The sequence below is a fragment of the Streptomyces sp. NPDC050418 genome, assembly GCF_044458745.1.
Taxonomy (GTDB): domain Bacteria; phylum Actinomycetota; class Actinomycetes; order Streptomycetales; family Streptomycetaceae; genus Streptomyces.
Genome location: NZ_JBITIG010000003.1, coordinates 458,113 through 484,749, shown reverse-complemented (window position 1 = coordinate 484,749; position 26,637 = coordinate 458,113). Strand labels below are relative to the sequence as shown.

At 71.0% G+C, this 26,637-nt stretch carries 26 protein-coding genes; 16 read left to right on the top strand and 10 right to left on the bottom strand.

All coding sequences use genetic code 11. The annotated features are described in order from the left end of the window. The first annotated feature begins 11 nt into the window (after positions 1–11). A complete protein-coding gene (locus tag ACIBI4_RS09675) occupies positions 12–1,604 on the top strand; it encodes an acyl-CoA carboxylase subunit beta (protein WP_399203103.1) in 1,593 nt (530 codons plus the stop codon). A gap of 29 nt (positions 1,605–1,633) precedes the next feature. Beyond that, the gene (locus tag ACIBI4_RS09670) at positions 1,634–1,843 is read left to right on the top strand and encodes an acyl-CoA carboxylase epsilon subunit (RefSeq protein ID WP_399203102.1); all 210 of its coding nucleotides are present in this window, start codon (positions 1,634–1,636) and stop codon (positions 1,841–1,843) included. A 90-nt stretch (positions 1,844–1,933) separates the two neighbouring features. Here ACIBI4_RS09670 and ACIBI4_RS09665 read toward each other — a convergent pair whose 3' ends face one another. Next, positions 1,934–3,184: an SGNH/GDSL hydrolase family protein gene (locus tag ACIBI4_RS09665; protein WP_399203101.1), complete on the bottom strand. Its 1,251-nt coding sequence runs from the start codon at positions 3,182–3,184 to the stop codon at positions 1,934–1,936. Positions 3,185–3,332: 148 nt separating this feature from the next. On the opposite strand from ACIBI4_RS09665, the gene mmpB reads away from it, so the two are divergent. The 3 genes from mmpB (at position 3,333) to ACIBI4_RS09650 (ending at position 5,691) form a co-directional block, all read left to right on the top strand. After that, positions 3,333–3,461 (top strand): morphogenic membrane protein MmpB, encoded by a 129-nt coding sequence (mmpB, locus tag ACIBI4_RS09660; protein ID WP_399203100.1) that lies wholly within the window; start codon positions 3,333–3,335, stop codon positions 3,459–3,461. An 89-nt stretch (positions 3,462–3,550) separates the two neighbouring features. Further along, on the top strand, positions 3,551–5,017 hold the full coding sequence (locus tag ACIBI4_RS09655) for a penicillin-binding transpeptidase domain-containing protein (protein WP_399203099.1): 1,467 nt from the start codon (positions 3,551–3,553) through the stop codon (positions 5,015–5,017). A 50-nt stretch (positions 5,018–5,067) separates the two neighbouring features. Beyond that, a complete protein-coding gene (locus ACIBI4_RS09650; protein ID WP_399203098.1) occupies positions 5,068–5,691 on the top strand; it encodes a Maf family protein in 624 nt (207 codons plus the stop codon). A gap of 42 nt (positions 5,692–5,733) precedes the next feature. Here the strand turns inward: ACIBI4_RS09650 and ACIBI4_RS09645 are convergent, their stop codons facing one another. Beyond that, complete coding sequence (locus ACIBI4_RS09645) at positions 5,734–6,180, bottom strand: hypothetical protein (protein ID WP_399203097.1); 447 nt, start codon at positions 6,178–6,180, stop codon at positions 5,734–5,736. Between the two features lie 377 nt (positions 6,181–6,557). On the opposite strand from ACIBI4_RS09645, the gene ACIBI4_RS09640 reads away from it, so the two are divergent. Beyond that, positions 6,558–8,315, top strand: coding sequence for an acetyl/propionyl/methylcrotonyl-CoA carboxylase subunit alpha (locus ACIBI4_RS09640; RefSeq protein ID WP_399203096.1), 1,758 nt, complete (start codon positions 6,558–6,560; stop codon positions 8,313–8,315). 129 nt (positions 8,316–8,444) lie between these two features. Here ACIBI4_RS09640 and ACIBI4_RS09635 read toward each other — a convergent pair whose 3' ends face one another. Then, the gene (locus ACIBI4_RS09635; RefSeq protein ID WP_399203095.1) at positions 8,445–9,329 is read right to left on the bottom strand and encodes an NAD(P)-dependent oxidoreductase; all 885 of its coding nucleotides are present in this window, start codon (positions 9,327–9,329) and stop codon (positions 8,445–8,447) included. 50 nt (positions 9,330–9,379) lie between these two features. On the opposite strand from ACIBI4_RS09635, the gene ACIBI4_RS09630 reads away from it, so the two are divergent. Then, complete coding sequence (locus tag ACIBI4_RS09630) at positions 9,380–9,784, top strand: MerR family transcriptional regulator (protein WP_399203094.1); 405 nt, start codon at positions 9,380–9,382, stop codon at positions 9,782–9,784. A gap of 9 nt (positions 9,785–9,793) precedes the next feature. Here the strand turns inward: ACIBI4_RS09630 and ACIBI4_RS09625 are convergent, their stop codons facing one another. Together ACIBI4_RS09625 and ACIBI4_RS09620 are read right to left on the bottom strand one after the other, a co-directional pair. Further along, complete coding sequence (locus ACIBI4_RS09625) at positions 9,794–10,744, bottom strand: DeoR/GlpR family DNA-binding transcription regulator (RefSeq protein ID WP_399203093.1); 951 nt, start codon at positions 10,742–10,744, stop codon at positions 9,794–9,796. Positions 10,745–10,899: 155 nt separating this feature from the next. Continuing rightward, on the bottom strand, positions 10,900–12,348 hold the full coding sequence (locus tag ACIBI4_RS09620; RefSeq protein WP_399203092.1) for an NAD(P)H-quinone dehydrogenase: 1,449 nt from the start codon (positions 12,346–12,348) through the stop codon (positions 10,900–10,902). 128 nt (positions 12,349–12,476) lie between these two features. Here ACIBI4_RS09620 and ACIBI4_RS09615 point away from each other — a divergent pair, with 128 nt between their 5' ends. The 4 genes from ACIBI4_RS09615 (at position 12,477) to ACIBI4_RS09600 (ending at position 17,082) form a co-directional block, all read left to right on the top strand. Continuing rightward, the gene (locus ACIBI4_RS09615) at positions 12,477–12,914 is read left to right on the top strand and encodes a gamma-glutamylcyclotransferase (protein ID WP_399203091.1); all 438 of its coding nucleotides are present in this window, start codon (positions 12,477–12,479) and stop codon (positions 12,912–12,914) included. 272 nt (positions 12,915–13,186) lie between these two features. After that, positions 13,187–14,002 (top strand): purine-nucleoside phosphorylase, encoded by an 816-nt coding sequence (locus ACIBI4_RS09610; protein ID WP_399203090.1) that lies wholly within the window; start codon positions 13,187–13,189, stop codon positions 14,000–14,002. 80 nt (positions 14,003–14,082) lie between these two features. Further along, on the top strand, positions 14,083–15,717 hold the full coding sequence (locus tag ACIBI4_RS09605; RefSeq protein WP_399203089.1) for a phospho-sugar mutase: 1,635 nt from the start codon (positions 14,083–14,085) through the stop codon (positions 15,715–15,717). A 249-nt stretch (positions 15,718–15,966) separates the two neighbouring features. Then, complete coding sequence (locus ACIBI4_RS09600; protein WP_399203244.1) at positions 15,967–17,082, top strand: hypothetical protein; 1,116 nt, start codon at positions 15,967–15,969, stop codon at positions 17,080–17,082. Positions 17,083–17,143: 61 nt separating this feature from the next. Here ACIBI4_RS09600 and ACIBI4_RS09595 read toward each other — a convergent pair whose 3' ends face one another. The 3 genes from ACIBI4_RS09595 to deoC are packed head-to-tail and all read right to left on the bottom strand — an operon-like array spanning position 17,144 to position 20,496. Beyond that, a complete protein-coding gene (locus ACIBI4_RS09595) occupies positions 17,144–18,034 on the bottom strand; it encodes an aldehyde dehydrogenase family protein (protein WP_399203088.1) in 891 nt (296 codons plus the stop codon). Continuing rightward, positions 18,031–19,500, bottom strand: coding sequence for an aldehyde dehydrogenase family protein (locus ACIBI4_RS09590; RefSeq protein WP_399203087.1), 1,470 nt, complete (start codon positions 19,498–19,500; stop codon positions 18,031–18,033). The genes ACIBI4_RS09595 and ACIBI4_RS09590 overlap by 4 nt, the downstream gene beginning before the upstream one ends. Before the next feature lie 6 nt (positions 19,501–19,506). Further along, on the bottom strand, positions 19,507–20,496 hold the full coding sequence (gene deoC / locus ACIBI4_RS09585; protein WP_399203243.1) for a deoxyribose-phosphate aldolase: 990 nt from the start codon (positions 20,494–20,496) through the stop codon (positions 19,507–19,509). Positions 20,497–20,642: 146 nt separating this feature from the next. On the opposite strand from deoC, the gene ACIBI4_RS09580 reads away from it, so the two are divergent. After that, positions 20,643–21,305: a PH domain-containing protein gene (locus ACIBI4_RS09580; RefSeq protein ID WP_399203086.1), complete on the top strand. Its 663-nt coding sequence runs from the start codon at positions 20,643–20,645 to the stop codon at positions 21,303–21,305. Positions 21,306–21,333: 28 nt separating this feature from the next. Here the strand turns inward: ACIBI4_RS09580 and ACIBI4_RS09575 are convergent, their stop codons facing one another. Next, positions 21,334–21,765 carry a hypothetical protein gene (locus ACIBI4_RS09575; protein ID WP_399203085.1) on the bottom strand — a complete coding sequence of 144 codons (432 nt, stop codon included), beginning with the start codon at positions 21,763–21,765 and terminating at the stop codon, positions 21,334–21,336. 136 nt (positions 21,766–21,901) lie between these two features. Between ACIBI4_RS09575 and ACIBI4_RS09570 the strand changes: the two genes are divergently transcribed. Continuing rightward, positions 21,902–22,537 carry an ATP-binding protein gene (locus ACIBI4_RS09570; RefSeq protein WP_399203084.1) on the top strand — a complete coding sequence of 212 codons (636 nt, stop codon included), beginning with the start codon at positions 21,902–21,904 and terminating at the stop codon, positions 22,535–22,537. Positions 22,538–22,769: 232 nt separating this feature from the next. Here the strand turns inward: ACIBI4_RS09570 and ACIBI4_RS09565 are convergent, their stop codons facing one another. After that, entirely contained in the window at positions 22,770–23,525 is a 756-nt protein-coding gene (locus tag ACIBI4_RS09565) for a SigE family RNA polymerase sigma factor (RefSeq protein ID WP_399203083.1), read from the bottom strand. Positions 23,526–23,731: 206 nt separating this feature from the next. On the opposite strand from ACIBI4_RS09565, the gene afsQ1 reads away from it, so the two are divergent. The 3 genes from afsQ1 to ACIBI4_RS09550 are packed head-to-tail and all read left to right on the top strand — an operon-like array spanning position 23,732 to position 26,594. After that, complete coding sequence (afsQ1, locus tag ACIBI4_RS09560; protein WP_399203082.1) at positions 23,732–24,409, top strand: two-component system response regulator AfsQ1; 678 nt, start codon at positions 23,732–23,734, stop codon at positions 24,407–24,409. After that, positions 24,406–26,001: an ATP-binding protein gene (locus tag ACIBI4_RS09555; RefSeq protein ID WP_399203081.1), complete on the top strand. Its 1,596-nt coding sequence runs from the start codon at positions 24,406–24,408 to the stop codon at positions 25,999–26,001. Before afsQ1 ends, ACIBI4_RS09555 begins: the two co-directional genes overlap by 4 nt. Further along, positions 25,998–26,594, top strand: a complete 597-nt coding sequence (locus ACIBI4_RS09550) for a hypothetical protein (protein WP_399203080.1) — start codon at positions 25,998–26,000, stop codon at positions 26,592–26,594. The genes ACIBI4_RS09555 and ACIBI4_RS09550 overlap by 4 nt, the downstream gene beginning before the upstream one ends. The last annotated feature ends 43 nt before the right edge of the window (positions 26,595–26,637 follow it).

Here is a 26,637-nt window from a genome sequence, read left to right as displayed (position 1 = left end):
GCCGCATCCCGATGTCCGAGCCGGCAGAAATCGACATCCACACCACCGCGGGCAAGATCGCCGATCTGCAGCGACGTATCGACGAGGCGACCCACGCGGGCTCGGCGCGCGCCGTCGAGAAGCAGCACGCCAAGGGCAAACTGACGGCCCGTGAGCGGATCGAACTGCTCATGGACGAGGGCTCGTTCGTGGAGCTCGACGAGTTCGCCCGGCACCGCTCCACCGACTTCGGCCTGGAGCAGACCCGCCCGTACGGCGATGGTGTCGTGACCGGGTACGGCACGGTCGACGGCCGTCCGGTCGCCGTGTTCTCGCAGGACTTCACGGTCTTCGGCGGGGCGCTCGGCGAGGTCTTCGGGCAGAAGATCATGAAGGTGATGGACTACGCCCTCAAGACGGGCTGCCCGGTCATCGGCATCAACGACTCGGGCGGCGCGCGCATCCAGGAGGGCGTGATGGCGCTCGGGATGTACGGCGAGATCTTCCGCCGCAATACCCACGCCTCCGGCGTCATCCCGCAGATCAGCCTGATCGTCGGCCCGTGCGCGGGCGGCGCGGTGTACTCCCCCGCGATCACCGACTTCACGGTGATGGTCGACCAGACCTCGCACATGTTCATCACGGGCCCTGACGTCATCAAGACGGTCACCGGCGAGGACGTGGGCTTCGAGGAACTGGGCGGCGCGCGCACCCACAACTCCACGTCGGGCGTGGCCCATCACATGGCGGGCGACGAGAAGGACGCGATCGAGTACGTCAAGTCGCTGCTCTCCTACCTCCCGTCGAACAACCTCTCCGAGGCGCCGGCGTTCCCCGAGGAGGCCGACCTCGAACTGTCCGACGAGGACCGGGCCCTGGACACGCTGATCCCGGACAGCGCGAACCAGCCGTACGACATGCACACCGTCATCGAGCACGTCCTCGACGACGGCGAGTTCTTCGAGACGCAGTCGATGTTCGCGCCGAACATCCTCACCGGCTTCGGCCGCGTGGAGGGCCGCCCGGTCGGCATCGTCGCCAACCAGCCGATGCAGTTCGCCGGCTGCCTCGACATCAACGCCTCGGAGAAGGCCGCGCGTTTCGTGCGCACCTGCGACGCCTTCAACCTGCCGGTCCTCACCTTCGTCGACGTCCCGGGCTTCCTGCCGGGCGTCGACCAGGAGTACGGCGGCATCATCCGCCGCGGCGCCAAGCTGATCTACGCGTACGCCGAGGCCACCGTCCCGCTGATCACGATCATCACGCGCAAGGCCTTCGGCGGCGCGTACGACGTGATGGGCTCCAAGCACCTGGGCGCGGACCTCAACCTCGCCTGGCCGACCTCGCAGATCGCCGTCATGGGCGCGCAGGGCGCGGTCAACATCCTGCACCGCAAGACGCTCGCGGACGCCGAGTCCGCCGGAAACGCAGAGGCCACCCGCGCGCGGCTCATCCAGGAGTACGAGGACACGCTGCTCAACCCGTACACGGCGGCCGAGCGCGGCTACATCGACGCCGTGGTGATGCCCTCGGAGACCCGCCGCCAGATCGTCCGCGGCCTGCGCGGACTGCGCACGAAGCGCGAGTCGCTGCCCCCGAAGAAGCACGGCAACATCCCCCTCTAGGCGACCGTCGCGACCGTCAGGAGACCACGATGATGATCAAGGTGGTCCGGGGCAATCCGACCCCGGAGGAGCTCGCCGCCGCCCTGGCGGTGGTCCAGGCGCGCGCCGCGTCCCTGAGCGCGACGGGACCCGGCGCGCCCGCACCGGCCGACGCCTGGTCGGACCCGGCCCGCGTGGCCCGGCGCCGTACGCCGGCACCGGGGCCGACGTCCTGGGCCCGTACGTACTGGCCGGGCTAGCCCGCGCCGCCTGAACCGAAGCGCCACCGCCCAGTCCCTCCGTGACGAGGGCCGGGCGGTGGCGTGTTCAGGCGACTCACAGCACTCGTCTCACAGCACCTTCGCGAGCTCCGCGGCCATCCGCGCGTACCCCGCGTCGTTGGGGTGCAGCGCGTCGCCCGAGTCGTAGCGCGCCGCGATCCGCTCGGGGTCGGACCCGTCCGCGAGGGCGCGGTCGAAGTCGACGACCGCGTCGAACGCGCCGGAGGTACGGATCCACGCGTTCACCTCGTCGCTGACCCGCGCCGCGTGCGGGCCGTAGTGGTCGGAGCCGCCGAGCGGCAGCAGCGTCGCACCGACCACCTTGACGCCGCGCTGGTGCGCCTGGCGGATCAACTCCTTGTATCCGCCGATCAGTTCGGCCGCCGTCACGCGCGGCGCGGGCTGGTACGTGGGCCGGTCCAGGCCGGCCGCCTGCGCTTCATAGAAGCCGATGTCGTTGACGCCCTGCAGAACGACGGCCGTGCCGATGCCCGGCTGGTCGAGCACGTCCCGGCCGAAGCGGGCGGTGCCCCGGTCGCCGTACCAGGCCGAGTCGTTGAGGACGAGGTTGCCGCCGATCCCCGCGTTGAGCACCGGGCGGTCGATGCGGTCGGCCAGTGCGTCCGGATAGCGGCGGTTGGCGCCCGAGGTCGAGCCGAAGCCGTCGGTGATCGAGTCCCCGAAGAGCACGACCCCTTCCTCCTCGCGCGGCCCGCCCCCTCCCTCGACGTCGACGCCCGCCAGGTAGTACCAGGACTGCGTCTTCTCGTCGAAGGCGCGCCCCGAGACGTCGGCGCGGTGGTCGCCGTCGGCCCGGTAACTGTCGGCGAAGCCCTGGGCGTGGAAGGTGGCCGGTCCGGTGGTGCCGGCGATATAGAGCGTGACGGTGACGGACTCCTCGGCGCCGACCGGCAGTTCGGCCGCGTCGCTCGCCGCGTGCCCGCGCGCCGGAATCACCGTGGACGCCTTCCCGTCGAAGGACAGCCGCCGTACGGACCCCTTCTCGACCGCGGCCCCCTCCCCGGCTCTCGCGACGGTCGCGCCGGTGATCCGCAGCGGCGACGCCCCGTACGCGTTGGAGAGCCGGATCCGGACGCGCTCACCCCCCTCCGTCACCCGGACGACCTGGCGCAGTGTCTGACGCGAGAAGCCCTGCTCCGCCCAGTTCGGCGTGAAGCCCTCACTGGGGCGCTGCGGGGCCGCGGACCAGGCTGCGGTCCACTCGGGGCCACGGGCCGCGGCGTCCGTGCTGCCGAGCAGCGTCAGGCCCAGCGTGGCGGTGGCGAGGACGGCGAGGGGGCGACGGAGGTACTTGTTCATGACACACCTTCTCTAACGGGTTTGGGGTTCCTTTAGCGCGAGACAGACGGTAGCACTGCCACGCGGGTTAACGAAACCCCAATCCCGTTTGATGAGTTGAGTATGCGTACTCAGGCGCCACAAGCGCCCCGCCCGGAGGATCGTTCCCATGCTCTGGTCCGACCCCGAGAACAAGCCGCCCAAGGAACTGCGCGACGCACAGGCGATGATGCGGCGCGCGGGCCTGGTGCTCGCCGTGATGATGGTGCTCGCGATGTTCGTGCTCGGGGCCGGCTGAGAAGGCCGCCTGAGAAGGCCGAGCTGCCGCAACCGCGCCCGGGGCCACTATCGTCCTTACCGAAGCAACTCCGGGGAGGGACGCACCAAGTGAACAAGCCACTGCGGCACATAGCCATCTTCTGTGGGCTGCTGGTACTCGCACTGCTGATCCGCGCGAACTGGATCCAGTACGCGCAGAGCGACGAGCTCGCCAAGAACAACAAGAACCGCCGGGTCGCCATCGAGCGCTACTCGCAGCCCCGCGGGAACATCATCGTCGGCGGCAAGGCGGTCACCGGATCTGCCGCGGTGGACGGTCAGGACTTCAAGTACAAGCGGACGTTCAAGAACGGTCCGATGTACGCGCCCATCACCGGCTACTCGTCCCAGGCCTTCGACTCCAGCGCCCTGGAGAAGCTGAACGACGAGTTCCTCTCCGGCACGGACGACCGGCTGTTCATCAAGAACACCGTGGGCATGCTGACGGGCAAGAAGCAGCGCGGCGGCAATGTGATCACCACGATCGACCCGGCCGCGCAGAAGGCCGCGTTCGAGGGGCTCGGCGACCTCAAGGGCGGTGTGGCCGCGATCGAGCCGGAGACCGGCAAGATCCTCGCGCTGGCCTCGACGCCCTCGTACGACCCGTCCTCCTTTGCCGGCATGAGCGAGAAGGACGGCGACAACTACAACCGACTCAAGGACGACAAGAACGGGCCGCTTCTCAATCGCGCGCTCAAGGAGACCTATCCGCCCGGTTCGACCTTCAAGGTGCTCACGGCGGCCGCGGCGATCGAGGCCGGCAAGGTCGACGACATCGACGCGAAGACGGACACCCCGGAGCCGTACATCCTCCCGGACACCCGGACGCGGCTGCCCAACCACAGCGACAACATCCCCTGTGAGGACGCGTCGGTGAAGACCGCCATGCAGTTCTCCTGCAACACGGTCTTCGCCAAGCTCGCCGCCGAGACCGGCAAGGACAAGATGCGCGAGGTCGCCGAGGGCTTCGGCTTCAACGACGAAGAGGTCGACACCCCCGTACGCGCCGGAAAGTCCGTCTACCCGGAGGACATCGACCGCCCGCAGACCGCGCTCAGCGGCATCGGTCAGGGCTCCGTGTCCGCGAGCCCGCTGCAGATCGCGATGCTGGCCGCGGGGATCGCCAACGAGGGCAAGGTGATGAAGCCGTACCTCGTGGACCGTCTCGAGAGCCCCGACGCCGACGAAATCGCCCGCACCTCGCCGTCCGAGTACGGCACACCGATCTCCTCCGACACCGCGGCGAAGGTCCGCGAGGCGATGGAGTTCACCGCGACCGACGGCTCCGGACAGCCCGGCCTCGTCGACGGCCTGAAGGTCGGCGCCAAGACCGGTACGGCCCAGCACGGCGCCAACAACGAGCTGCCGCCGTACGCCTGGTTCATCTCCTACGGCGAGAACAGTGACGGCAAGAAGGTCGCGGTCGCCGTGTTCGTGGACCCGGGCCAGGACATCCCGCGCTCCGACATCGCGGGCGGCAAGCTGGGCGGGCCGATCGCGGCCGACGTGATGCGGGCCGTGCTCCTGAAGAACTAGAGGAACCATCGGTTCGGGGCGCCCTCGGGCGCCCCGATACGCTGGCCCGTATGACTGCTCAGCCCTCCCGCCGCCTCGTCCTCGCCTCCCAGTCCCCCGCCCGCCTCGGCCTGCTCCGCCAGGCGGGGCTCGCGCCCGAGGTGATCGTCAGCGGGGTCGACGAGGACGCGATCACCGCGGCCACGCCCGCCGAGCTCGCCCGGGTGCTCGGCGAGGCGAAGGCGCAGGCGGTCGCCGCGCGTCCCGAAGCGGCGGGCGCGCTGGTCGTGGGCTGCGACTCGGTGCTCGAACTCGACGGCGAGGCGCTCGGCAAGCCCGCCGACGCCGAGGAGGCCATCGCACGCTGGAAGGCGATGCGCGGGCGCTCCGGAGTGCTGCAGACCGGCCACTGCGTGATCGACACGGCGAGCGGACGCCAGGTCTCGGCGACCGCGTCCACCACGGTCCGCTTCGGCGAGCCGACGGACGCGGAGATCGCGGCGTACGTGGCCAGCCGCGAACCCCTCTACGTGGCAGGGGCGTTCACGCTCGACGGGCGCTCCGCCCCGTTCCTCGACGGGATCGACGGCGACCACGGCAACGTCATCGGCATCTCGCTCCCGCTTCTGCGCAAGCTCCTCGCCGAGCTGGGCGTCGCCATCACCGACCTGTGGGTGCCTGCCTCCGAGGACTGAGACGCCCCGTCAGGACCCCGCGCCGCTCGAACAGGCTCAGGCTCACGCGGCCTGGGGCTCCCCGTTCACAGGCGTAGGGGGCGTGTCCTCGGGCTCGGGCTTCGGCTCGTATCCCATGAGGCTGAACATCAGCAGCCCGAACATCACCATCATGAACGCGAACGCGGCCCAGCCGATCAGCCCCACGGCCAGCGCACCGAGCAGCACGTGCAGGATCACCGCGCTGATCAGCAGGACGCGTGCGATCCGGCCGTGCGGGCGGCGGCGGATCGCCGAGACCAGGATGACGACGGCGCAGGCGCCGAGGTAGAGAAGGACGACGCCGGCCAGGACGAACGACGACGTCGCCATGACGTCCGGGTCCATCCCGGCCAGGGACATCGACTGGGCGTCGGCGATCTTCCCGAGCGCCACATTGACGATCATCAGGCCGACGGCCTCGACCACCAGCAGGATCGCGGCCACGATTGCCGCCGTTCTGCGCACCACGCGTACCCCTACCCCTGGTTACACCTACGATTCGCCGCGAACGCTACTGGCGGGTAAGGGTCAGGGCAAGGGTTAGGGGGCGGTCAAGAGCGCCCAGGTCGCGGCGGCGCGCCCGCAAAGGCAAAGTTTGCGTGGGCCGTTCGTAGGGACTCCACAAAGAAACGCGCGGCGGCGCTGGCCGCGAAGACAGAGACCTGCACCACACCGGCCGGTTACCGTGACGTCAAGAATCCCGGCGTACCGTGGTGCGACAAGGGATTTCGCGAGTAGAGCGGCCCTCGAGTCACACTCCGTGTGGGCAAGCTCACCCTTGGGGACGGGTCGTAAGGCCGTGTCGGCAGTCCCTAAACTCAGCTTGTTTCAAGGAGGGAGCCATCGTGCGCAAGGTGCTCATCGCCAACCGTGGCGAAATTGCTGTCCGCGTAGCCCGGGCGTGCCGGGACGCAGGGATCGCGAGCGTAGCCGTCTACGCCGACCCGGACCGGGACGCTCTGCATGTCAGGGCCGCGGATGAAGCGTTCGCCCTTGGTGGTGACACTCCGGCGAGCAGCTATCTGGACATGGACAAGGTCCTGAAGGCCGCGCGTGAGTCGGGTGCGGACGCGGTTCACCCGGGCTATGGATTCCTTTCCGAGAACGCGGAGTTCGCCCAGGCGGTCCTGGACGCGGGTCTGATCTGGATCGGTCCGCCGCCGCAGGCGATCCGTGACCTCGGCGACAAGGTCGCCGCCCGGCACATCGCGCAGCGCGCGGGTGCCCCGCTGGTGGCCGGTACGCCGGACCCGGTCAACGGCGCCGACGAGGTCGTCGCGTTCGCCGAGGAGCACGGGCTGCCGATCGCGATCAAGGCCGCGTTCGGTGGCGGCGGCCGCGGTCTGAAGGTCGCCCGCACCCTCGAAGAGGTCCCGGAGCTGTACGACTCGGCCGTGCGTGAGGCCGTCGCGGCCTTCGGGCGCGGCGAGTGCTTCGTCGAGCGCTACCTCGACAAGCCGCGGCACGTGGAGACGCAGTGCCTGGCCGACTCCCACGGCAACGTGGTGGTCGTGTCGACCCGTGACTGCTCGCTGCAGCGCCGCCACCAGAAGCTGGTCGAGGAAGCTCCGGCGCCGTTCCTGTCCGAGGCGCAGAACGCCGAGCTGTACGCGGCGTCGAAGGCGATCCTGCGCGAAGCGGGCTATGTCGGCGCCGGCACCGTCGAGTTCCTCGTCGGTCTGGACGGCACGATCTCCTTCCTGGAGGTCAACACCCGTCTGCAGGTCGAGCACCCGGTCACCGAAGAGGTCACCGGCATCGACCTGGTGCGCGAGATGTTCCGTATCGCCGACGGCGAGGAGCTCGGCTACGGGGATCCGGAGATCCGCGGGCATTCCTTCGAGTTCCGCATCAACGGCGAGGACCCGGGGCGGGGCTTCCTTCCCGCGCCCGGCACGGTGACGCTGTTCGCGCCGCCGACCGGCCCGGGTGTCCGCCTCGACGCCGGCGTCGAGACCGGCAGCGTGATCGGTCCGGCCTGGGACTCGCTGCTCGCGAAGCTGATCGTCACCGGCGCCACGCGTGAGCAGGCGCTGCAGCGTGCGGCGCGTGCGCTCGCGGAGTTCAAGGTGGAGGGCATGGCCACGGCCATCCCGTTCCACCAGGCCGTCGTGGTCGACGAGGCCTTCACCGCGAACCCGTTCAAGGTCCACACCCGCTGGATCGAGACCGAGTTCGTCAACGAGATCAAGCCGTTCGCGGTGACGCCCGACGCCTCGGAGGACGAGGACGAGGCGGGCCGCGAGACGATCGTCGTCGAGGTCGGCGGCAAGCGGCTCGAGGTCTCCCTGCCGTCCTCGCTCGGGATGACCCTGGCCCGTACGGGACTTGCGGCGGGCGCGAAGCCGAAGCGGCGCGCGGCGAAGAAGTCGGGCCCGGCGGTGTCGGGCGACACGCTCGCCTCGCCGATGCAGGGCACGATCGTGAAGGTCGCCGTCGAGGAGGGCCAGGAGGTCGCCGAAGGCGATCTGATCGTGGTCCTCGAGGCGATGAAGATGGAGCAGCCCATCAACGCGCACCGCGCGGGCACGGTGAAGGGTCTTGGCGCGGAGGTCGGCGCCTCGCTGACGTCCGGCGCGGTCATCTGCGAGATCAAGGACTGAGTGCCTTTTCCGTACGAGGAGTGAGTTCTTCTTCCCGTACGAGGTGAGGGCCCCCGGCGTGTGCCGGGGGCCCTTTCCGTTGGCGGGGCCATTCCGTGGGCGGGGGGGCCGGTCAGGCCTTGCGCGCGGTCAGGCCTTGCGCGGCTTGCCGAACTCCTCAATCAGGACGGGGTACTGCTCCCCGCCGTGCCCGGCGGCGATCGCCCGGTCGGCCATCTCCTTGAGCAGCCGCGGCAGTTCGGCGTTCACGCCCGCCGCCTCGCTCTCCTCGATCAGGTGCTCCATCGCCCGCGCGTCGGTCTCCAGGGCGGATACGTCGGCCGGGAAGGCGCCCTTGTCGATCTGTTCCGCGTATCCGGGCAGCCATGCGGCCACCCCCACGGCGATCTGCTGGGCGAACGGCGCGTACGTCACGGCGTCCACACCGGCCGAGCGGAGCAGGGCCGTGCCCTGGAGCCACGCGTTCAGGACGCTCCACATCATCGTCAGACCGGCCGCGTCGTACAGCGACGCGAGCCCGTGGTCGGCCCCCAGGTACGTGACCGTGCCGAGCGCGCCGAGCACCGGTTCGTACGCCGCGAAGTCGCCCTGCGGGCCGCTGTGCAGGATGACCGCGTCGGCGGTGCCGATGGCCGGCGGGATCGCCATGATGGCGCCGTCCAGGTAGCGGGCGCCGCGCTCCTCGGCCCAGCGTGCGGCCTCCCTGGCCTGGTCCGAGCTGCCCGAGGTCAGATTGACCAGCATCACGCCGTCCAGCTCGGCCTCGTACTCGCCGAGCAGCTCGTAAAGGACCGGGTAGTCGGTGACGCAGAGGACGGTCAGGGCGTCCGCCTTGAGCGCTTCGCCGATGCTCGGCGCCAACTGCGCTCCGTCGCGCACCAGTTGGCCGGCCTTCGCGGGCGTGCGGTTCCACACGGTGGTGGGATGGCCGGCCTCGAGGAAGGCGGCGGCGAGAGCGCGGCCCATCAGGCCGAGTCCGATGACGGTCACAGGTGCCGGTGTCTTGGTCTTCATGGCAGCATCGTCAACGTTGATACCGGTATGAAGGTCAAGAGGGGGGCGCGATGCGCATCGGGGAACTGAGCCGCCGGACCGGAGTCCGCACCCACCAGCTGCGCTACTACGGGGCGCAGGGACTCCTCGAAGCGGACCGTGGCACGAACGGCTACCGCGAGTACGACGAGGACGCCGTGCTGCGCGTGAAGCAGATCCGGCACCTGCTCGGTGCCGGTCTCAGCTCCGAGGACATCGCCTACGTGCTGCCCTGCGCGCTCGGCGAGGCCCCGGCCCTGCCCGGGTGCCCCGAACTCCTGGCCGCGATGCGCTCACGGCTGCGGCGGATCGACGACCAGATCACCGATCTCGCGCACTCCCGCGACGCACTCGCCGTGTACATCAAGGCGGCCGAGGAGGTGGGCGGCGAGAGCTACCCACCCTTCCACGGCGGCGACCCGGAGCCCGCGAGCTGAGCCCTGCGGCTACCTGCGCCGCAGGTCGGCCACCCGCGCCTCGCCCGCGCCCGCGAGGGCACCGGCCGAACGGAGACCCGGCTGTGCGCCCGGCACTCCCCTGCGCTGCCCCGGAAGGGGCACGTCCCGGCGTGGCGGTCGCCCCGCCGGGACGGGATCGGCGCCCTGCACCGGACCTGACGCTCCCGCGACAGCGACCTGGACGCCCTGGTCCGCGAGGGCCTGGAGCTCGGTCGCCGCACGCTCGTCGTGCGCGGGCGGCTCGTCCGTGACCAGGCGGGTGATGACATCCGTCGGCACCGTCTGGAACATGGTGTCCGTGCCCAGCTTGGTGTGGTCCGCGAGGACCACGACCTCCGCGGCGGCCTGGACGAGAGCCCGGTCCACCGACGCCGAGAGCATGTTGGACGTGGACAGACCGCGCTCGGCCGTCAGACCGCTGCCCGAGAGGAACGCGCGGGACACCCGCAGGCCCTGGAGCGACTGCTCGGCCCCGCTGCCCACCAGCGCGTAGTTCGAGCCGCGGAGCGTACCGCCCGTCATGACCACTTCCACGCGATTGGCATGCGCCAACGCCTGGGCCACCAGCAGGGAGTTGGTGACGACGGTCAGTCCGGGCACGCGGGCGAGCCGGCGGGCCAGCTCCTGTGTGGTCGTACCCGCGCCGACCACGATCGCCTCGCCTTCTTCGACGAGTCCCGCGGCGAGATCGGCGATGGCCGTCTTCTCGGCCGTCGCGAGATGGGACTTCTGAGGGAAGCCGGATTCGCGGGTGAATCCACCGGGGAGGACCGCTCCGCCGTGGCGGCGGTCCAGGAGTCCTTCTGCCTCCAGCGCCCGCACGTCCCGCCGTACGGTCACTTCGGAGGTCTGGACGACGCGGGCGAGCTCACGGAGCGAAACCGCCCCGTTGGCGCGCACCATTTCGAGGATCAATTGGCGACGTTCTGCAGCGAACACGAAACTGACAGTAACCCCAACGTCCGTCTGCTTTCAGCACTTTGCGCCGAATTACAGAAAACGAGCATGTAGGGACACCGGAAGTGGTATAAGGGCCCAGTCCTCTGGCCTATGCCAGACGACCGGGCCCCAACTCTCCGTAACCGACCTGCGGTTCAGCCCTCGCCGGTCGCCTTGCGGGTGTGCAGCTGGCGGGCGACCTCCGCGATCGAGCCCGACAACGAGGGGTAGACCGTGAACGCATTCGCGATCTGTTCCACCGTCAGATTGTTGTCGACCGCGATCGAGATGGGGTGGATCAGTTCCGAAGCGCGCGGTGCGACGACCACTCCGCCGACCACGATCCCCGTACCCGGGCGGCAGAAAATCTTGACGAAGCCGTCGCGGATGCCCTGCATCTTGGCGCGCGGGTTGCGCAGCAGCGGGAGCTTCACCACGCGGGCGTCGATCTTGCCGCCGTCCACGTCGGCCTGCGTGTAGCCGACCGTGGCGATCTCCGGGTCGGTGAAGACGTTGGAGGAGACGGTCTTCAGGTTCAGCGGCTGCACCGCGTCGCCCAGGAAGTGGTACATCGCGATACGGCCCTGCATCGCCGCGACGGACGCGAGCGCGAACACTCCGGTCACGTCCCCGGCCGCGTACACGTTCGAAGCGGACGTACGCGAGACCTTGTCGGTCCAGATGTGACCGGAGTCCTTCAGACGGACACCGGCCTCCTCCAGACCCATGCCCTCGGTGTTGGGGATCGCGCCGACCGCCATCAGGCAGTGCGTGCCGGAGATGACGCGGCCGTCGGAGAGCGTCACCTCGACGCGGTCGCCGACGCGCTTGGCGGACTCGGCGCGCGAGCGGGCCATGACGTTCATGCCGCGGCGGCGCATGACGTCCTCCAGGACCGCGGCGGCGTCCGGGTCCTCGCCCGGGAGCACGCGGTCGCGGGACGACACGAGGGTGACCTTCGAACCCAGCGCCTGGTAGGCGCCCGCGAACTCGGCACCCGTGACACCGGAACCGACCACGATGAGCTCCTCGGGGAGTTCGTCGAGGTCGTAGACCTGCGTCCAGTTGAGGATGCGCTCGCCGTCCGGCGCGGCGTCCGGCAGCTCGCGCGGGTGGCCGCCGGTGGCGATCAGGACGGCGTCGGCGGTGAGCAGGGTCTCGGAGCCGTCGGCGGTGGTGACGAGGACGTCGCGCGTGCCGTCGATGCCGGTCGGACCGCCGAGGCGGCCGCGGCCGCGCATCACCTTGGCGCCGGCGCGCGTGACGGAGGCGGTGATGTCGTGGGACTGGGCGAGCGCGAGGCGCTTCACACGGCGGTTGACCTTGCCGAGGTCGACGCCGACGACACGGGCCGGGCTGTCCGGGTCCGGGGTGTCGTCCTCGACGATGATGCCGAGCTCTTCGTACGACGAGTCGAAGGTGGTCATCACCTCGGCCGTCGCGATCAGAGTCTTCGACGGTACGCAGTCGGTCAGCACCGACGCCCCGCCCAGACCGTCGCAGTCGACGACGGTCACCTCCGCGCCGAGTTGAGCCGCCACGAGGGCCGCTTCGTATCCGCCGGGTCCGCCACCGATGATCACGATCCGAGTCACGTACTCCATTGTCCCGCACGGCGCGAGGGCTTTCGCCCCCGGGGGCGCCGCCCGGGTCGGCACCCCGGCCGACCTGGGTCCCGCGGGCTCCCCCGGTCCGCACGACCGCCACGGGTCACTGCCGTACCCTCGGTCCCATGTCGCTCTACGCCGCGTACGCCGGCAATCTCGACCCGCGGCTCATGTCCCGCCGCGCCCCGTACTCGCCGCTGCGCGCCACCGGGTGGCTGAACGGGTGGCGCCTGACGTTCGGCGGGGAGGCCATGGGGTGGGAGGGCGCCCTGGCCACGGTCGTCGAGGCGCCGCGCTCGCAGGTCTTCGTCGCGCTGTACGACATCGCGCCGATGGACGAGGACTCCATGGACCGCTGGGAGGGTGTCGGCCTCGACATCTACCGGCGGATGCGGGTACGGGTGCAGACCCTGGAGGGCGAGATGCCGGCATGGGTATACGTCCTGAACGGCTACGAGGGCGGCCTCCCCTCGGCCCGCTACCTGGGCGAACTGGCGGACGCGGCGGAGTCGGCGGGGGCGCCGCACGATTACGTGATGGAGCTTCGTAAGCGGCCGTGCTGAACCAGCCCCTTTCAGCCCCGCCGGCGTTTGAGGCGATCCGAGCGAAGCTCGGCTGTGACATTCTGCGGCTCCGCCGCGTGGGGGGGGGCCGGGGGCAAAGCCCCCGGTTTCGGGAAGGGGCGGGGCGGGGAGAAAAGCCCGCCGCAGGCGCCCACCACCCGCCCGCACCCGACGACGAAACCCACCCCTTGGCGGATCCCACAAGGCCGGAACACCACTCTCGTGCCCCGCATGTCTACGCGCGTAGGCGATAAGCGGATACCCTCCTACGCGTGAACGCTTCGAATACGCCCCCCACCGACCCCTACGCCTCCGCCGACTCCGCCGCCGCCAAGCTGCGGGAGCTGACCGGGGCCGAGACCCATGACGTCGCCCTCGTGATGGGCTCCGGGTGGGCTCCCGCCGTGGACGCGCTCGGTTCGGCCGAGGCCGAGTTCGCCGTGACCGAGCTGCCGGGCTTCCCGCCGCCGGCCGTCGAGGGCCACGGCGGCAAGATCCGCTCGTACAAGATCGGCGACAAGCGCGCCCTCGTCTTCCTCGGGCGGACCCACTACTACGAGGGCCGTGGCGTCGCCGCCGTGGCGCACGGTGTGCGCACCGCGGTCGCCGCGGGCTGCAAGACCATCGTCCTGACCAACGGCTGCGGCGGCCTGCGGGACGGCATGCGTCCGGGCCAGCCGGTCCTGATCAGCGACCACCTCAACCTCACGGCGACCTCCCCGATCGTCGGCGCGAACTTCGTCGACCTCACCGACCTGTACTCGCCGCGGCTGCGCGCCCTGTGCAAGGAGGTCGACCCGACGCTGGAGGAGGGCGTGTACGCGCAGTTCCCCGGCCCGCACTACGAGACGCCCGCCGAGATCCGGATGGCCCGGACCATCGGTGCGGACCTCGTCGGCATGTCGACCGTCCTCGAGGCGATCGCCGCGCGGGAGGCTGGGGCCGAGGTGCTCGGTATCTCGCTGGTGACGAACCTCGCCGCCGGCATGACCGGTGAGCCCCTCAACCACGAAGAGGTGCTTCAGGCGGGTCGCGACTCCGCGACGCGTATGGGACAGCTGCTGACGCAGGTGCTGGACCGCATCTGAGGGTGGGTGCCCCACCGAGGCTGACCTCCGAGGCTGACCTCCAAGGCTGACCACCGAGCTGAAAACGAAAGGCAAGGCACGTGTCGGAAGAACTGATCGCTCGCGCGCAGACCTGGCTCTCCGAGGACCCGGATCCCGAGACGCGTGAGGAGCTCGCCAAGCTCATCGAGGCCGCGGACACGGACGCGCTGGCGGAGCGGTTCGCCGGGACGCTGCAGTTCGGCACGGCGGGTCTGCGCGGCGAGCTCGGCGCCGGGCCGATGCGGATGAACCGGTCGGTGGTCATCCGCGCGGCCGCCGGTCTCGCCGCGTACCTCAAGGGCAAGGGGCAGTCCGGCGGGCTCGTCGTCATCGGCTACGACGCGCGCCACAAGTCGGCGGACTTCGCGCGCGACACCGCGGCCGTGATGACGGGTGCGGGTCTGCGGGCCGCCGTGCTGCCGAAGCCGCTGCCCACCCCCGTCCTCGCCTTCGCCATAAGGCATCTCGGCGCGGTCGCCGGGGTCGAGGTGACGGCCAGCCACAACCCGCCGCGGGACAACGGCTACAAGGTCTACCTCGGCGACGGCTCGCAGATCGTGCCGCCCGCGGACGCGGAGATCGCGGCCGAGATCGCGGCGGTCCGCGCGCTCGCCGACGTCCCGCGCCCCGAGAGCGGCTGGGAAACCCTCGGGGACGAGGTCGTGGGCGCGTATCTGGCGCGTACGGACGCGGTCCTGAAGCCCGGGTCCGCCCGCACCGCGCGGACCGTCTACACGCCCATGCACGGCGTCGGCAAGGAGACCCTGCTCGCGGCCTTCGCGCGCGCCGGTTTCCCCGCGCCGGTCGTCGTGGCCGAACAGGCCGAGCCCGACCCGGACTTCCCGACCGTGGCGTTCCCGAACCCCGAGGAGCCGGGCGCGATGGACCTCGCGTTCGCCGCGGCCGAGCGGGAGCGTCCTGACCTGGTCATCGCCAACGACCCGGACGCCGACCGCTGCGCCGTCGCCGTCCACGACGGCGAGAAGTGGCGGATGCTGCACGGCGACGAGGTCGGCTCGCTGCTCGCCGCGCATCTCGTGCGGCGCGGCGTCGAGGGCGTCTTCGCCGAGTCGATCGTCTCGTCCTCGCTGCTCGGCCGGATCGCCGCGAAGGCCGGTCTCGGGTACGAGGAGACGCTGACCGGCTTCAAGTGGATCGCCCGCGTCGAGGGACTGCGTTTCGGGTACGAGGAGGCGCTGGGCTACTGCGTCGACCCCGAGGGCGTCCGCGACAAGGACGGCATCACGGCCGCGCTGCTCGTCGCCGAACTGGCCTCCGAGCTGAAAGAGCAGGGACTGACCCTGCTCGACCTGCTCGACGAGCTCGCGGTCGAGCACGGCCTGCACGCCACCGACCAGCTCTCCGTCCGTGTCGAGGATCTGTCGGTGATCGCGGACGCGATGCGCAAGCTGCGCGAGGAGCCGCCGTCGGTGCTCGCGGGTCTTGACGTCGTACGCCGTGAGGACCTCACCGAGGGCACCGAGACGCTGCCGCCCACGGACGGTCTGCGCTACACGCTGGACGGCGCGCGTGTGATCGTGCGCCCGAGCGGCACCGAGCCCAAGCTCAAGTGCTACCTGGAGGTCGTCGTCCCGGTCGACGGCGGTGTGGAGAGCGTGCCCGCGGCCCGGGCGAAGGCCAAGGAGCTGATCGCCGGTCTGAAGCGGGATCTGGCGGTGGCTGCCGGGATCTGAGCAACCGGAGCGGTAATGAGGGCGGGTCGCCGTACGCACGGCGGTCCGCCCTTTCGCGTACCGCCGTACGTCGGGAGGGTGATTCCTGGCGGCAGTTGACGCAACGAGGCCCTCCGCCGTCACCGGCCCGAGGAAGTGCTGACCGGATAGCGCAGGACCGATCCAGGAGCCGCAGCCGTGTCAGCGACCACCCAGGCGAACCGCCCCACCGGGCTCCTGCCCGCCTCGCGCCGCCGTCCCCCCGCCCGCATGGCGCCGCGCCCCGCGGGCGTCCTGCGGCACGCGGCCCCCGCGCTCGCCGCGTACACCGCCGTCCGGCTGACCGGGCTCGCGGTGCTGTGGCTGTGGGCGCACGCCGAAGGCGTCGGGGTGTGGGAGACGGTGGCCTCCGACTGGGACGCCAACTGGTACCTGGGGATCGCCGACCAGGGCTACGCGCGCGAGCTCGGCACCCGGTACGACGCCAACAACCTGGCGTTCTTCCCGCTCTACCCGGTCCTCGTGAAGGCTGTCGCGGCCTTCACTCCCGGCACCCGCGCGACCGTCGGGCTGCTGCTCGCGGTGGCCTCCTCGTTCGTCGCCGCGTGGGGCGTGTTCGCGGTCGGCGACCGGCTGTACGGGCGGCGCGTGGGGGTGCTCCTGACCGTGCTGTGGGGTGCGTTCCCGGTCGCGGCCGTGCAGTGGATGGGCTACACCGAGTCCCTCTTCACGGCCTTCGTCGCCTGGTCGCTGTACGCCACTTTGCGCGGCGACTGGCTGTGGGCGGGCGCGCTCGCCGCGCTCTCCGGCCTGACGCGCCCCACGGGGATCGCGCTCGCCGCGGCGGTCTCGCTCACGGCCCTGCTCTCGCTGCGGAGCCGCTTGGGGTGGCGTGCCGTCGCGGGTGCCCTGCTCGCCCCGCTCGGCTGGCTCCTGTACGTGGGCTGGGTGGGGCTGCGGCTCGGCCGCTGGGACGGGTACTTCGCGGTGCAGGAGCTGTGGCACAACCAGCTCGACGGCGGCGTGGAGACCCTGCGCTTCATGCGCGCGCTGTTCCTGTACGACTCGACGCCCGAGCTGTTCCTGGTGATGGTCACGCTCGTGATGGCGGCCGCCGTGGTCCTCTTCGCGGTCTGCCTCGGACAGCGCCACCCGCTGCCGCTGCTCGTGTTCGGCGGGGTGCTCCTGGTGATCGTGCTCGGCTCGGGCGGGGTGTACTTCCCGCGGGCACGCTTCCTTCTGCCCGGCTTCCCGCTGCTGCTGCCGCTCGCGCTGTACGTGGCCGGTCTGGCCCGCCACCGGGCGGCTCTGGTGATCGGGCTCGCGGTGCTCGGCTCGGCGTACTGCAGCGGCTACATGCTCCTTGTGTGGCCGAGCGCGCCCTGACATCCGGCCTGCGCGAAGGGCCCTCGGTACGCGTACCGAGGGCCCTTCGCGTCACCGCTGATCAGTAGGACGAACCGCCCGAGCCGAGCGAGCCCGTCGGGTGCCAGACCGTCTTGGTCTCCAGGAAGGCCGTCAGGCGCGAGGTACCGGGATCGGCGGACCAGTCCACAGGCTGTGGACGGAGGACGCGCTTCAGGTTGTCCGCGGCCGCGATCTCCAGCTCCTTGGCCAGCTGCTCGTCGGCGCCCGCGAGGTCGATCGCGTTGACGTCCTGGTGTGCGGCGAGCGGGGTGGCGATCTCCGCCGTACGGCCCGAGAGGATGTTGACCACACCGCCCGGGACGTCCGAGGTGGCGAGCACCTCGGCCAGCGAGAGGGCCGGCAGCGGACGGTCCTCGGAGGCGATGACCACGGCAGTGTTGCCCGTCGCGATCACCGGGGCGAGCACCGACACGAGGCCGAGGAAGCTCGACTCCTGCGGCGCGACGATGGTCACGACACCGGTCGGCTCGGGCGAGGACAGGTTGAAGAACGGGCCCGCGACCGGGTTCCCGCCGCCCACGACCTGGGCGATCTTGTCGGTCCAGCCCGCGTACCAGACCCAGCGGTCGATCGCCGCGTCGACGACCGCGCCCGCCTTGGACTTCGACAGGCCCTCGGCGTCCGCGACTTCGCGTACGAACTGCTCGCGGCGGCCTTCCAGCATCTCCGCGACGCGGTAGAGGATCTGCCCGCGCAGGTACGCCGTGGCGCCCGCCCAGCCGCCTGCCGCCTTGCGCGCGGCGACCACCGCGTCACGGGCGTCCTTGCGGGACGAAAGCGGGGCGTTGGCCAGCCAGTTGCCCTTTGCGTCGCTCACTTCGTACACCCGGCCGCTCTCGGAACGAGGGAACTTCCCGCCCACGTACAGCTTGTAGGTCTTCAGGACACTCAGTCGCTCAACTGTGTTCATTTGCGCTCGCCCTCCGGGCTCGACGGGGCGAGGTAGCCCTCCAGACCGTGCCGGCCGCCCTCGCGGCCGAAGCCCGACTCCTTGTAGCCGCCGAACGGCGAGGTCGGGTCGAACTTGTTGAACGTGTTGGACCAGACGACACCCGCGCGCAGTTTGTTGGCGACGGCGAGGATGCGCGAGCCCTTCTCGGTCCAGATGCCGGCCGAGAGCCCGTACGGGGTGTTGTTGGCCTTCGCGACGGCCTCGTCGGGCGTACGGAAGGTGAGGACCGACAGGACCGGGCCGAAGATCTCGTCGCGGGCGACGGTGTGGGCCTGGGTGACGCCGGTGAAGAGGGTGGGCGCGAACCAGTAGCCCGTGGACGGCAGTTCGCACTCCGGCGACCAGCGCTCGGCGCCCTCCGCCTCGCCCGTCTCGACGAGGGCGGTGATCCGGGAGAGCTGCTCCTCGGAGTTGATCGCACCGATGTCGGTGTTCTTGTCGAGGGGGTCGCCCAGACGCAGCGTGGAGAGGCGGCGCTTGAGCGAGTCGAGCAGCTCCTCGTGGATCGACTCCTGGACGAGGAGGCGCGACCCGGCGCAGCAGACCTGGCCCTGGTTGAAGAAGATGCCGCCGACGATGCCCTCGACGGCCTGGTCGATGGGGGCGTCGTCGAAGACGATGTTGGCGCCCTTGCCGCCCAGTTCGAGCGTGACCTTCTTGTCGGTGCCCGCGATGGTGCGCGCGATCTCCTTGCCGACGGCCGTGGAGCCGGTGAAGGCGACCTTGTTCACGTCGGGGTGCGCGGTGACCGCCGCGCCCGCGTCACCGTATCCGGGAAGGATGTTGACGACGCCCTTCGGCAGACCGGCCTGGCGGCAGATGTCCGCGAAGAAGAGCGCGCTCAGGGGCGTGGTCTCGGCGGGCTTGAGGACGACCGTGTTGCCGGTCGCGAGCGCCGGGGCGATCTTCCACGCGAGCATGAGCAGCGGGAAGTTCCACGGGATGACCTGGCCCGCGACACCGAGCGGCCGCGGGTCGGGGCCGTAGCCCGCGTGGCCGAGCTTGTCGGCCCAGCCCGCGTAGTAGAAGAAGTGCGCGGCGACCAGCGGCAGGTCCGCGTCCCGCGTCTCCTTGATCGGCTTTCCGTTGTCGAGGGTCTCCAGGACGGCCAGCTCACGGCTGCGCTCCTGGATGATCCGGGCGATACGGAACAGGTACTTGCCGCGCTCGGCGCCGGGCAGCGCGGACCACTTCTCGAAGGCCTTGCGCGCGGCCTTCACCGCACGGTCGACATCCGCGGCACCGGCTTGGGCGACCTCGGAGAGGACCTCCTCGGTGCTCGGCGAGACGGTCTTGAAGACCTTGCCGTCGGCGGCCTCGGTGAACTCGCCGTCGATGAACAGGCCGTAGGTCGGGGCGATGTCGACGACCGCGCGCGACTCGGGTGCGGGGGCGTACTCGAAGGGATTCTGGGAGTTGCTCATGTCGGATCAGTCCACCGTCACGTAGTCAGGACCGGAGTAGCGTCCGGTGGCCAGCTTCTGACGCTGCATCAGCAGGTCGTTGAGGAGGCTGGAGGCGCCGAAGCGGAACCAGTGGTTGTCCAGCCAGTCGGGCCCCGCCGTCTCGTTCACGAGCACGAGGAACTTGACCGCGTCCTTGGTGCTGCGGATCCCGCCCGCGGGCTTCACACCCACCTGCACGCCGGTCTGCGCACGGAAATCGCGCACGGCCTCCAGCATCAGGAGCGTGTTCGCCGGGGTGGCGTTGACGCCGACCTTGCCGGTCGAGGTCTTGATGAAGTCGGCCCCCGCGATCATGCCGATCCACGAGGCGCGCCGGATGTTGTCGTACGTGGACAGCTCACCGGTCTCGAAGATCACCTTGAGCCGCGCGGCCCCGGCGGCCTCCTTCACGGCCCGGATCTCGTCGTACACCTTCAGGTAGTCGCCCGCGAGGAACGCCCCGCGGTCGATCACCATGTCGATCTCGTCGGCGCCGGCGTCGACCGCGTCCTTGACGTCGGCGAGCTTCACGCCGAGCGCGGCGCGGCCGGCCGGGAAGGCGGTGGCGACGGAGGCGACCTTCACACCGGAACCGGCGACGGCCTCCTTTGCGGTGGCCACCATGTCGGGATACACGCAGACCGCGGCGGTCTTGGGCGTGCTCCGGTCCGTCGGGTCCGGGTTGACGGCCTTGGCGCCGAGCGCGCGGACCTTGCCCGCCGTGTCGGCGCCCTCCAGGGTCGTCAGGTCGATCATCGAGATGGCCAGGTCGATGGCGTACGCCTTGGCCGTCGTCTTGATCGACCGCGTCCCGAGCGCGGCCGCCCGCGCCTCGAGCCCCACCGTGTCCACGCCGGGCAGGCCGTGGAGGAAGCGGCGGAGGGTGGCGCCGGAGCTTGTCACGTCGGTGAAGTGCGAGGTCACCTCGGCGGGGTGCGGCTCGGGTGACGTGTCTGACTTGGGGACTGGGGGCATGGTCACCACGGCAGCATATCTACGCGCGTAGCGGCTTGTGAAGTCCTGCGGTGAGGGTCACCTCCGAGGACGGCCCGCCACGGGCCGCCGCCCGCGAACCGGATCGCACCGAACGCCCGCACGACCCGTGCGGCAGAATCGACGGCATGAGCTCCCCCGACGTGCCCGAGAACGGGCCCGAGACCCCCGGCCCCGAGCCGACCCCCGAGCCCGCGGCGCCCGACCGCGTCTTCCGCTCGGGCGCCGGTATCGCCGGCGGCGCCCTGCTCCTCGGCCTCGGCGCCTGGCTCGGCGGGGACGCCCTGTTCCGCGGCACGGGCACGACCCCGTGGCTGGCCCTGGCCGCCCTGATCGCCCTGGTCCCGCTGGTCGTGGCCTACACGGTGCGCCCCGCGGTCTACGCGAACGACCAGCGTCTGAAGATCCGCAACCCGTTCCGCACGATCGTCCTGCCCTGGTCGGCCGTCGACGACGTACGCGCCGCGTACTCGTGCGAGGTCCTGGCCGGCGAGGAGAAGTACCAGCTCTGGGCCATCCCGGTGTCGCTGCGCGCCCGCAAGGCCGCCAACCGCCGCCAGGCCCGCGCCGCCGCCGCCGACCCGAGCGGCCGTACGTCCGCGATGGCCACCCCCGACCGCGAGGTCCGCGCCTCGGCCGACCAGGCGGTCGACGACCTGCGCGAGCTCGCCGAACGCCACGGCCGCGAGCCCGGCGCCCAGGGTCCCGTCGAGGTGCGCTGGGCCTACGAGGTCCTGGCCCCGATGGTGGCGGGCGCGATCCTCCTGGCGGTCCTGGCTCTGGTGAGCTGAGCGGCCCGGCCCGGCCCCGTACGCGACCTCAGCCCGGCAGCACCCCGGCCGCACGCCCCACCACCGGCACGTCCTCCACGGAGCCGCCCGACGCGATCGGGCCCGTGAGCAGCGCCGAGCTCACGGGCTTGAAGTCGGCGAGCTGGGTGCCGACCGCGTTGTCGAGCGGATCGACGCTCGTCCCCGCGAACGGGTCCAGACGGAGATCCTTCGCGGGCGCCACCGCGAACCCGACCGCGTCCGTGAGCGCCTGCGCCGAGGCCGCCGAGTCGACGTCACCGACCGAGGTGCCCTCGTCGGCCGCCCCCGCACCACCCGCCGCGGCGCCCAGCGCGATCCCGGCCGCGGTCGCGACGAGGCCCACGCGCGCGGCCACCTTGCCGCGCCGCCGGGGCGCCGCGTGCCGGGCTCCGTCCCGTGCCGCGTCCTGCACCGCGTGCCGTGCGTTACGTCGTGCCATGGTCCACCTCGTCGGTCCACCGGATGAGTCATCGCGGTAATCGCGAAGCCACGCAGCGTAGTTGAGGTGTGAGCTGCGTTTCAAAGCCCGTACGCCGGGATGAGCCGAACGAGACCATGCCTCACACTGGTGTTCCGTGAGTTCCCATCCCCCGATTCCGACCCGCGTCGTCCTCCTGAGCGGCCCCTCCGGCGGCGGCAAGACGCGCCTCGCCGCACTCTCCGGGCTGCCGGTGCTGCGCCTCGACGACTTCTACAAGGACGGCGACGACCCGACCCTGCCGGTCGTGGCAGGCGGTACGGACATCGACTGGGACGCCCCGGCCTCCTGGGACGCCGACGCCGCCGTGGCCGCGATCGTCGCCCTGTGCCGTACGGGACGCACACAGGTGCCCACGTACGACATCGCGACGAGTTCCCGGGTGGGCGAGGAGAGCCTCGACATCGAGCGGACGCCGCTGTTCATCGCGGAGGGCGTGTTCGCGGCCGAGCTGGTCGAACGCTGCCGTGAGCTGGGCGTCCTCGCGGACGCGCTCTGTCTGCGCGGGCGGCCTTCGACGACGTTCCGCCGCCGGTTCCTGCGGGACCTCAAGGAGGGCCGCAAATCCGTGCCCTTCCTGCTGCGCCGCGGCTGGCGCCTGATGCGCTCCGAACGCACGATCGTGGCCCGCCAGGTCGCCCTCGGCTCACACGCCTGCAACAAGGAGGAGGCCCTGGGCCGCCTCGCCGCGGCGGCCGCAGGGCGCTGCCAGAAGGCCCGTACGGCCACGTAAACGGAAAAGCAGCGGGACCGGACAAGACCCCCCGGCCTCTCCGGTCCCGCTGTCTGCTCCCCACGTCCCCCGTGGGAGCTCCCCGTTTCCCCCCGCTTTTCCCCGTTACCCCCGTGGTGCGTCCGTCGGGATCCCCCGTGATCCCAGCGGACCTTCCGGCGCCCTCGCAGGACGCCGGACCCCCGCCCCGGCCACCGCCTCCCCCCGGGGACGACGGCCGGCACTTGGCTGCTCAGGCGACGAGCTCGCCGAAGCACTCCTCCTGGTCACGGCCGAGTGCGAGGACCTCGTCCTCGCGCAGCCGGCGCAGCGAGCGCCAGATGCTGGACTTCACCGTGCCGACACTGATGTCGAGGATGTCCGCGATCTCCGGGTCCGTACGGCCCTCGTAGTAGCGCAGGACCAGCATGGTGCGCTGGAGTTCCGGCAGCCGGGCGAGCGCCTGCCACAGGACCGCGCGCAGCTCGGTGCCGCGCATCGCGTCCGTGTCGCCGGCCGTCTCCGGCAGCTCCTCGGTCGGGTACTCGTTCAGCTTGCGGCGGCGCCACGCGCTGATGTGCAGGTTGGTCATGGTGCGGCGGAGGTAGCCCCCGACCGCGGCCTTGTCGGAGATCCGGTCCCAGGCCCTGTACGTCGAGAACAGCGCGCTCTGCAGCAGGTCCTCGGCCTCGAAGCGGTCACCGGTCAGGTGGTAGGCGGTGGCGTACAGGGAGGCGCGGCGCTCCTGGACGTAGGCGGTGAATTCCGCCTCCGACCTGGGCGCCTGCTCCCCCGAGTCCTCCCTGTACGCGGCTCCCCCGTCAGCCCCCGTCGTGGTCGGCGCAACGTCGACCACGGTCATGAAACCGGTGTGCTGACGTCCGGCCCCACGAGCGCACCCCCGCCCGCTCACGGCGCCGGACTTCTCAAAACCCCCGTTGGACTTCGCGACATCGTGCAGACGCGTGACAACTGCGCTTGCGGTGGTGCTGTGCGACAGCGTGTTCATCTCGCGCCCCCCGTCGTGGAGTCCGTGTGTGGTGCTGTGGTGTGCGGTGTGGTGAAAATCCTGCCCGGCCACTTCGACGGCGGTGTCAGCCGACTGTCACAGAGCTGTCACAGGGCGCTGTGTCTTTACGTAGGTCCTATGGGGGTTGGGGTCAGGAGCTGCCCAACTGTCGATACGCGGGCATGCAATGGGCCAGAATGACCTCCGTGCCTTCCCTGTTGCTGATCGAGGACGACGACGCCATCCGGACGGCCCTGGAGATGTCACTGACACGCCAGGGTCACCGCGTGGCCACGGCTGCCACCGGCGAGGACGGACTGAAGCTGCTCGCTGAGCAGCGGCCGGACCTCATCGTGCTGGATGTGATGCTCCCCGGCATCGACGGCTTCGAGGTGTGCCGGCGTATCCGGCGCACGGATCAGTTGCCGATCATCCTGCTGACCGCGCGCAGCGATGACATCGATGTGGTGGTCGGTCTTGAGTCGGGTGCGGACGACTACGTCGTCAAGCCCGTCCAGGGCCGGGTGCTCGACGCCCGGATCCGGGCCGTGCTGCGGCGCGGCGAACGCGAGGCCAATGACGCGGCCACGTTCGGATCCCTGGTGATCGACCGCTCGGCGATGACCGTCACGAAGAACGGCGAGGATCTCCAGCTGACGCCGACCGAGCTGCGGCTGCTCCTCGAGCTGAGCCGCAGACCCGGACAGGCGCTGTCCCGCCAGCAGTTGCTGAGGCTCGTGTGGGAGCACGACTACCTCGGTGACTCACGGCTCGTGGACGCGTGTGTGCAGCGGCTGCGCGCGAAGGTGGAGGACGTGCCGTCCTCGCCGACGCTGATCCGTACCGTGCGCGGCGTGGGCTATCGCTTGGACACGCCTCAGTGACGTCGGACGAGGCCCGGCAGCCGCCGAATTGGGGCCGCCGGGTGGCGGCGAAGCTGCGCTTCACCAGTCTGCGGCTGCGGCTCGTCGTGGTGTTCGGTCTCGTCGCGCTGACGGCCGCGGTGTCGGCGTCGGGAATCGCGTACTGGCTCAATCGCGAGGCGCTGCTGACCCGTACGCAGGACGCCGCGCTCAAGGACTTCCAGTCGGAGATGCAGAACCGGGCGGCGCGGCTGCCCGCCGATCCGGGGCAGACGGCGCTGCAGGACGCGGCGGGGCTGATGGCGCGCAGCAGCCAGCAGTACAGCGTGATCCTGATCGCCGAGGGTCCGGACGGCAAGGAGGTCTCGGCGAAGGCCGGGATGCCCGCCAAGTCCGGGGTGCCCGCCACGTTCTCACTCGCGGACGTGCCCGCCGCTCTGCAGGACGCGGTGAACGAGCCGCAGCAGGCGGCGTCCGGCGGCGAGGCCACGTACCGCATGTTCTGGCAGCGCACGCAGCTGGACGGGACGCCGTACCTGGTCGGCGGCACGCGGGTGCTCGGGGACGGGCCGACCGGCTACATGCTGAAGTCGCTGGCGCCCGAGCAGAAGGATCTGAGCTCGCTGGCCTGGTCGCTGGGGATCGCGACGACGCTCGCACTGATCGGGGCGGCGCTGCTCGCGCAGGCCGCGGCGACCACGGTCCTCAAGCCCGTGCACCGGCTGGGCGTCGCGGCGCGACGGCTCGGCGAGGGGAAGCTGGACACGCGGCTGCGGGTGTCGGGGACGGACGAGCTGGCCGAACTGTCCCGCACGTTCAACCGGACCGCGGAGTCGCTGGAGAAGAAGGTCGCGGACATGAGCGCGCGGGAGGAGTCGAGCCGGCGCTTCGTCGCGGACATGTCCCACGAGCTGCGGACGCCGCTGACGGCGATCACCGCGGTGACGGAGGTCCTGGAGGAGGAAGAGGACTCCCTGGACCCGATGATCGCCCCGGCCGTACGGCTCGTGGTGAGCGAGACGCGGCGGCTCAACGACCTCGTGGAGAACCTGATGGAGGTCACCCGCTTCGACGCGGGCACGGCCCGTCTCGTCCTGGACCACGTGGATCTCGCGGACCAGATCACGGCCTGCATCGACGCGCGGGCCTGGCTCGACGCGGTGGACCTGGACGCCGAGCGCGGCATCATGGCGCGGCTCGACCCGCGGCGGCTCGACGTGATCCTGGCGAATCTGATCGGCAACGCGCTCAAGCACGGCGGCTCCCCGGTGCGCGTCTCCGTGCGCACGGAGCTCCTGGAGGGTGAGGACGGGATCGTGATCTCGGTACGGGACCACGGTCCGGGCATTCCCGAGGAGGTGCTGCCGCACGTCTTCGACCGCTTCTACAAGGCGAGCGCGTCGCGGCCGCGTTCGGAGGGCTCGGGGCTCGGTCTGTCGATCGCGCTGGAGAACGCGCACATCCACGGCGGCGAGATCACCGCGGCGAACTCCCCCGACGGCGGCGCGGTGTTCACGCTGCGGCTGCCGCGGGACGCCTCGGACCTGGTGGAGCGCCCCGAGGAGGAGCCGGCGGACGGGTCCTCCGACGAGGCCGTGGAGGGCGTGCGATGAGGCGGCGTACGGCGGCCGGGCTGCTGCTCGCGGCCGGGCTGCTGCTCGCGGGGTGCGGGATCCGGCCGACGGAGGTGCCGACGGAGTTCGGCACGGCTCCCTCACGGGTGCCGTGCACCGCGTCGGCGTCCGAGATCGCCCCGCAGGCGGCGGGCGGGCTGCCGGTGCAGGTCTTCCTGATCTGCGGCTCGCAGCTGGTGAGCGTCGACCGTTCGGTCGCGCTGAGCGACGGGCGGACCCGGGACGACCGGGTGTTCGTGGCGCAGGCGCTCCTCGACGAGCTGCGGGAGCGGCCGTCGGGGGCAGAGGAGAAGGCAGGCTTCACCTCCGACGTGAAGTCCGCGATCACGGTACGGGGCGCGCGTCCGGACGACCCGAAGCAGGCCCTGCGCCTGAGCACCCCGCCGGAGCGCCTGACGCCCTTCGCGCTGGCCCAGGTCGTGTGCACGCTGGTGCACGGCGTGGGGGCGGGCGAGGACGCCGTACTGCTCGGCGGCACGGACGACGACGCGGCGCTGCGGGCCTATCCGTGCACGGACACGGAGCGTGCCCGGCCGGAGATCATGCCGGTGCCGTCGGAGTCGGTGGGCTGACCGCGTCCGCACTCCCCCGGGTGGGGCGTATCCCGCGCCCGTG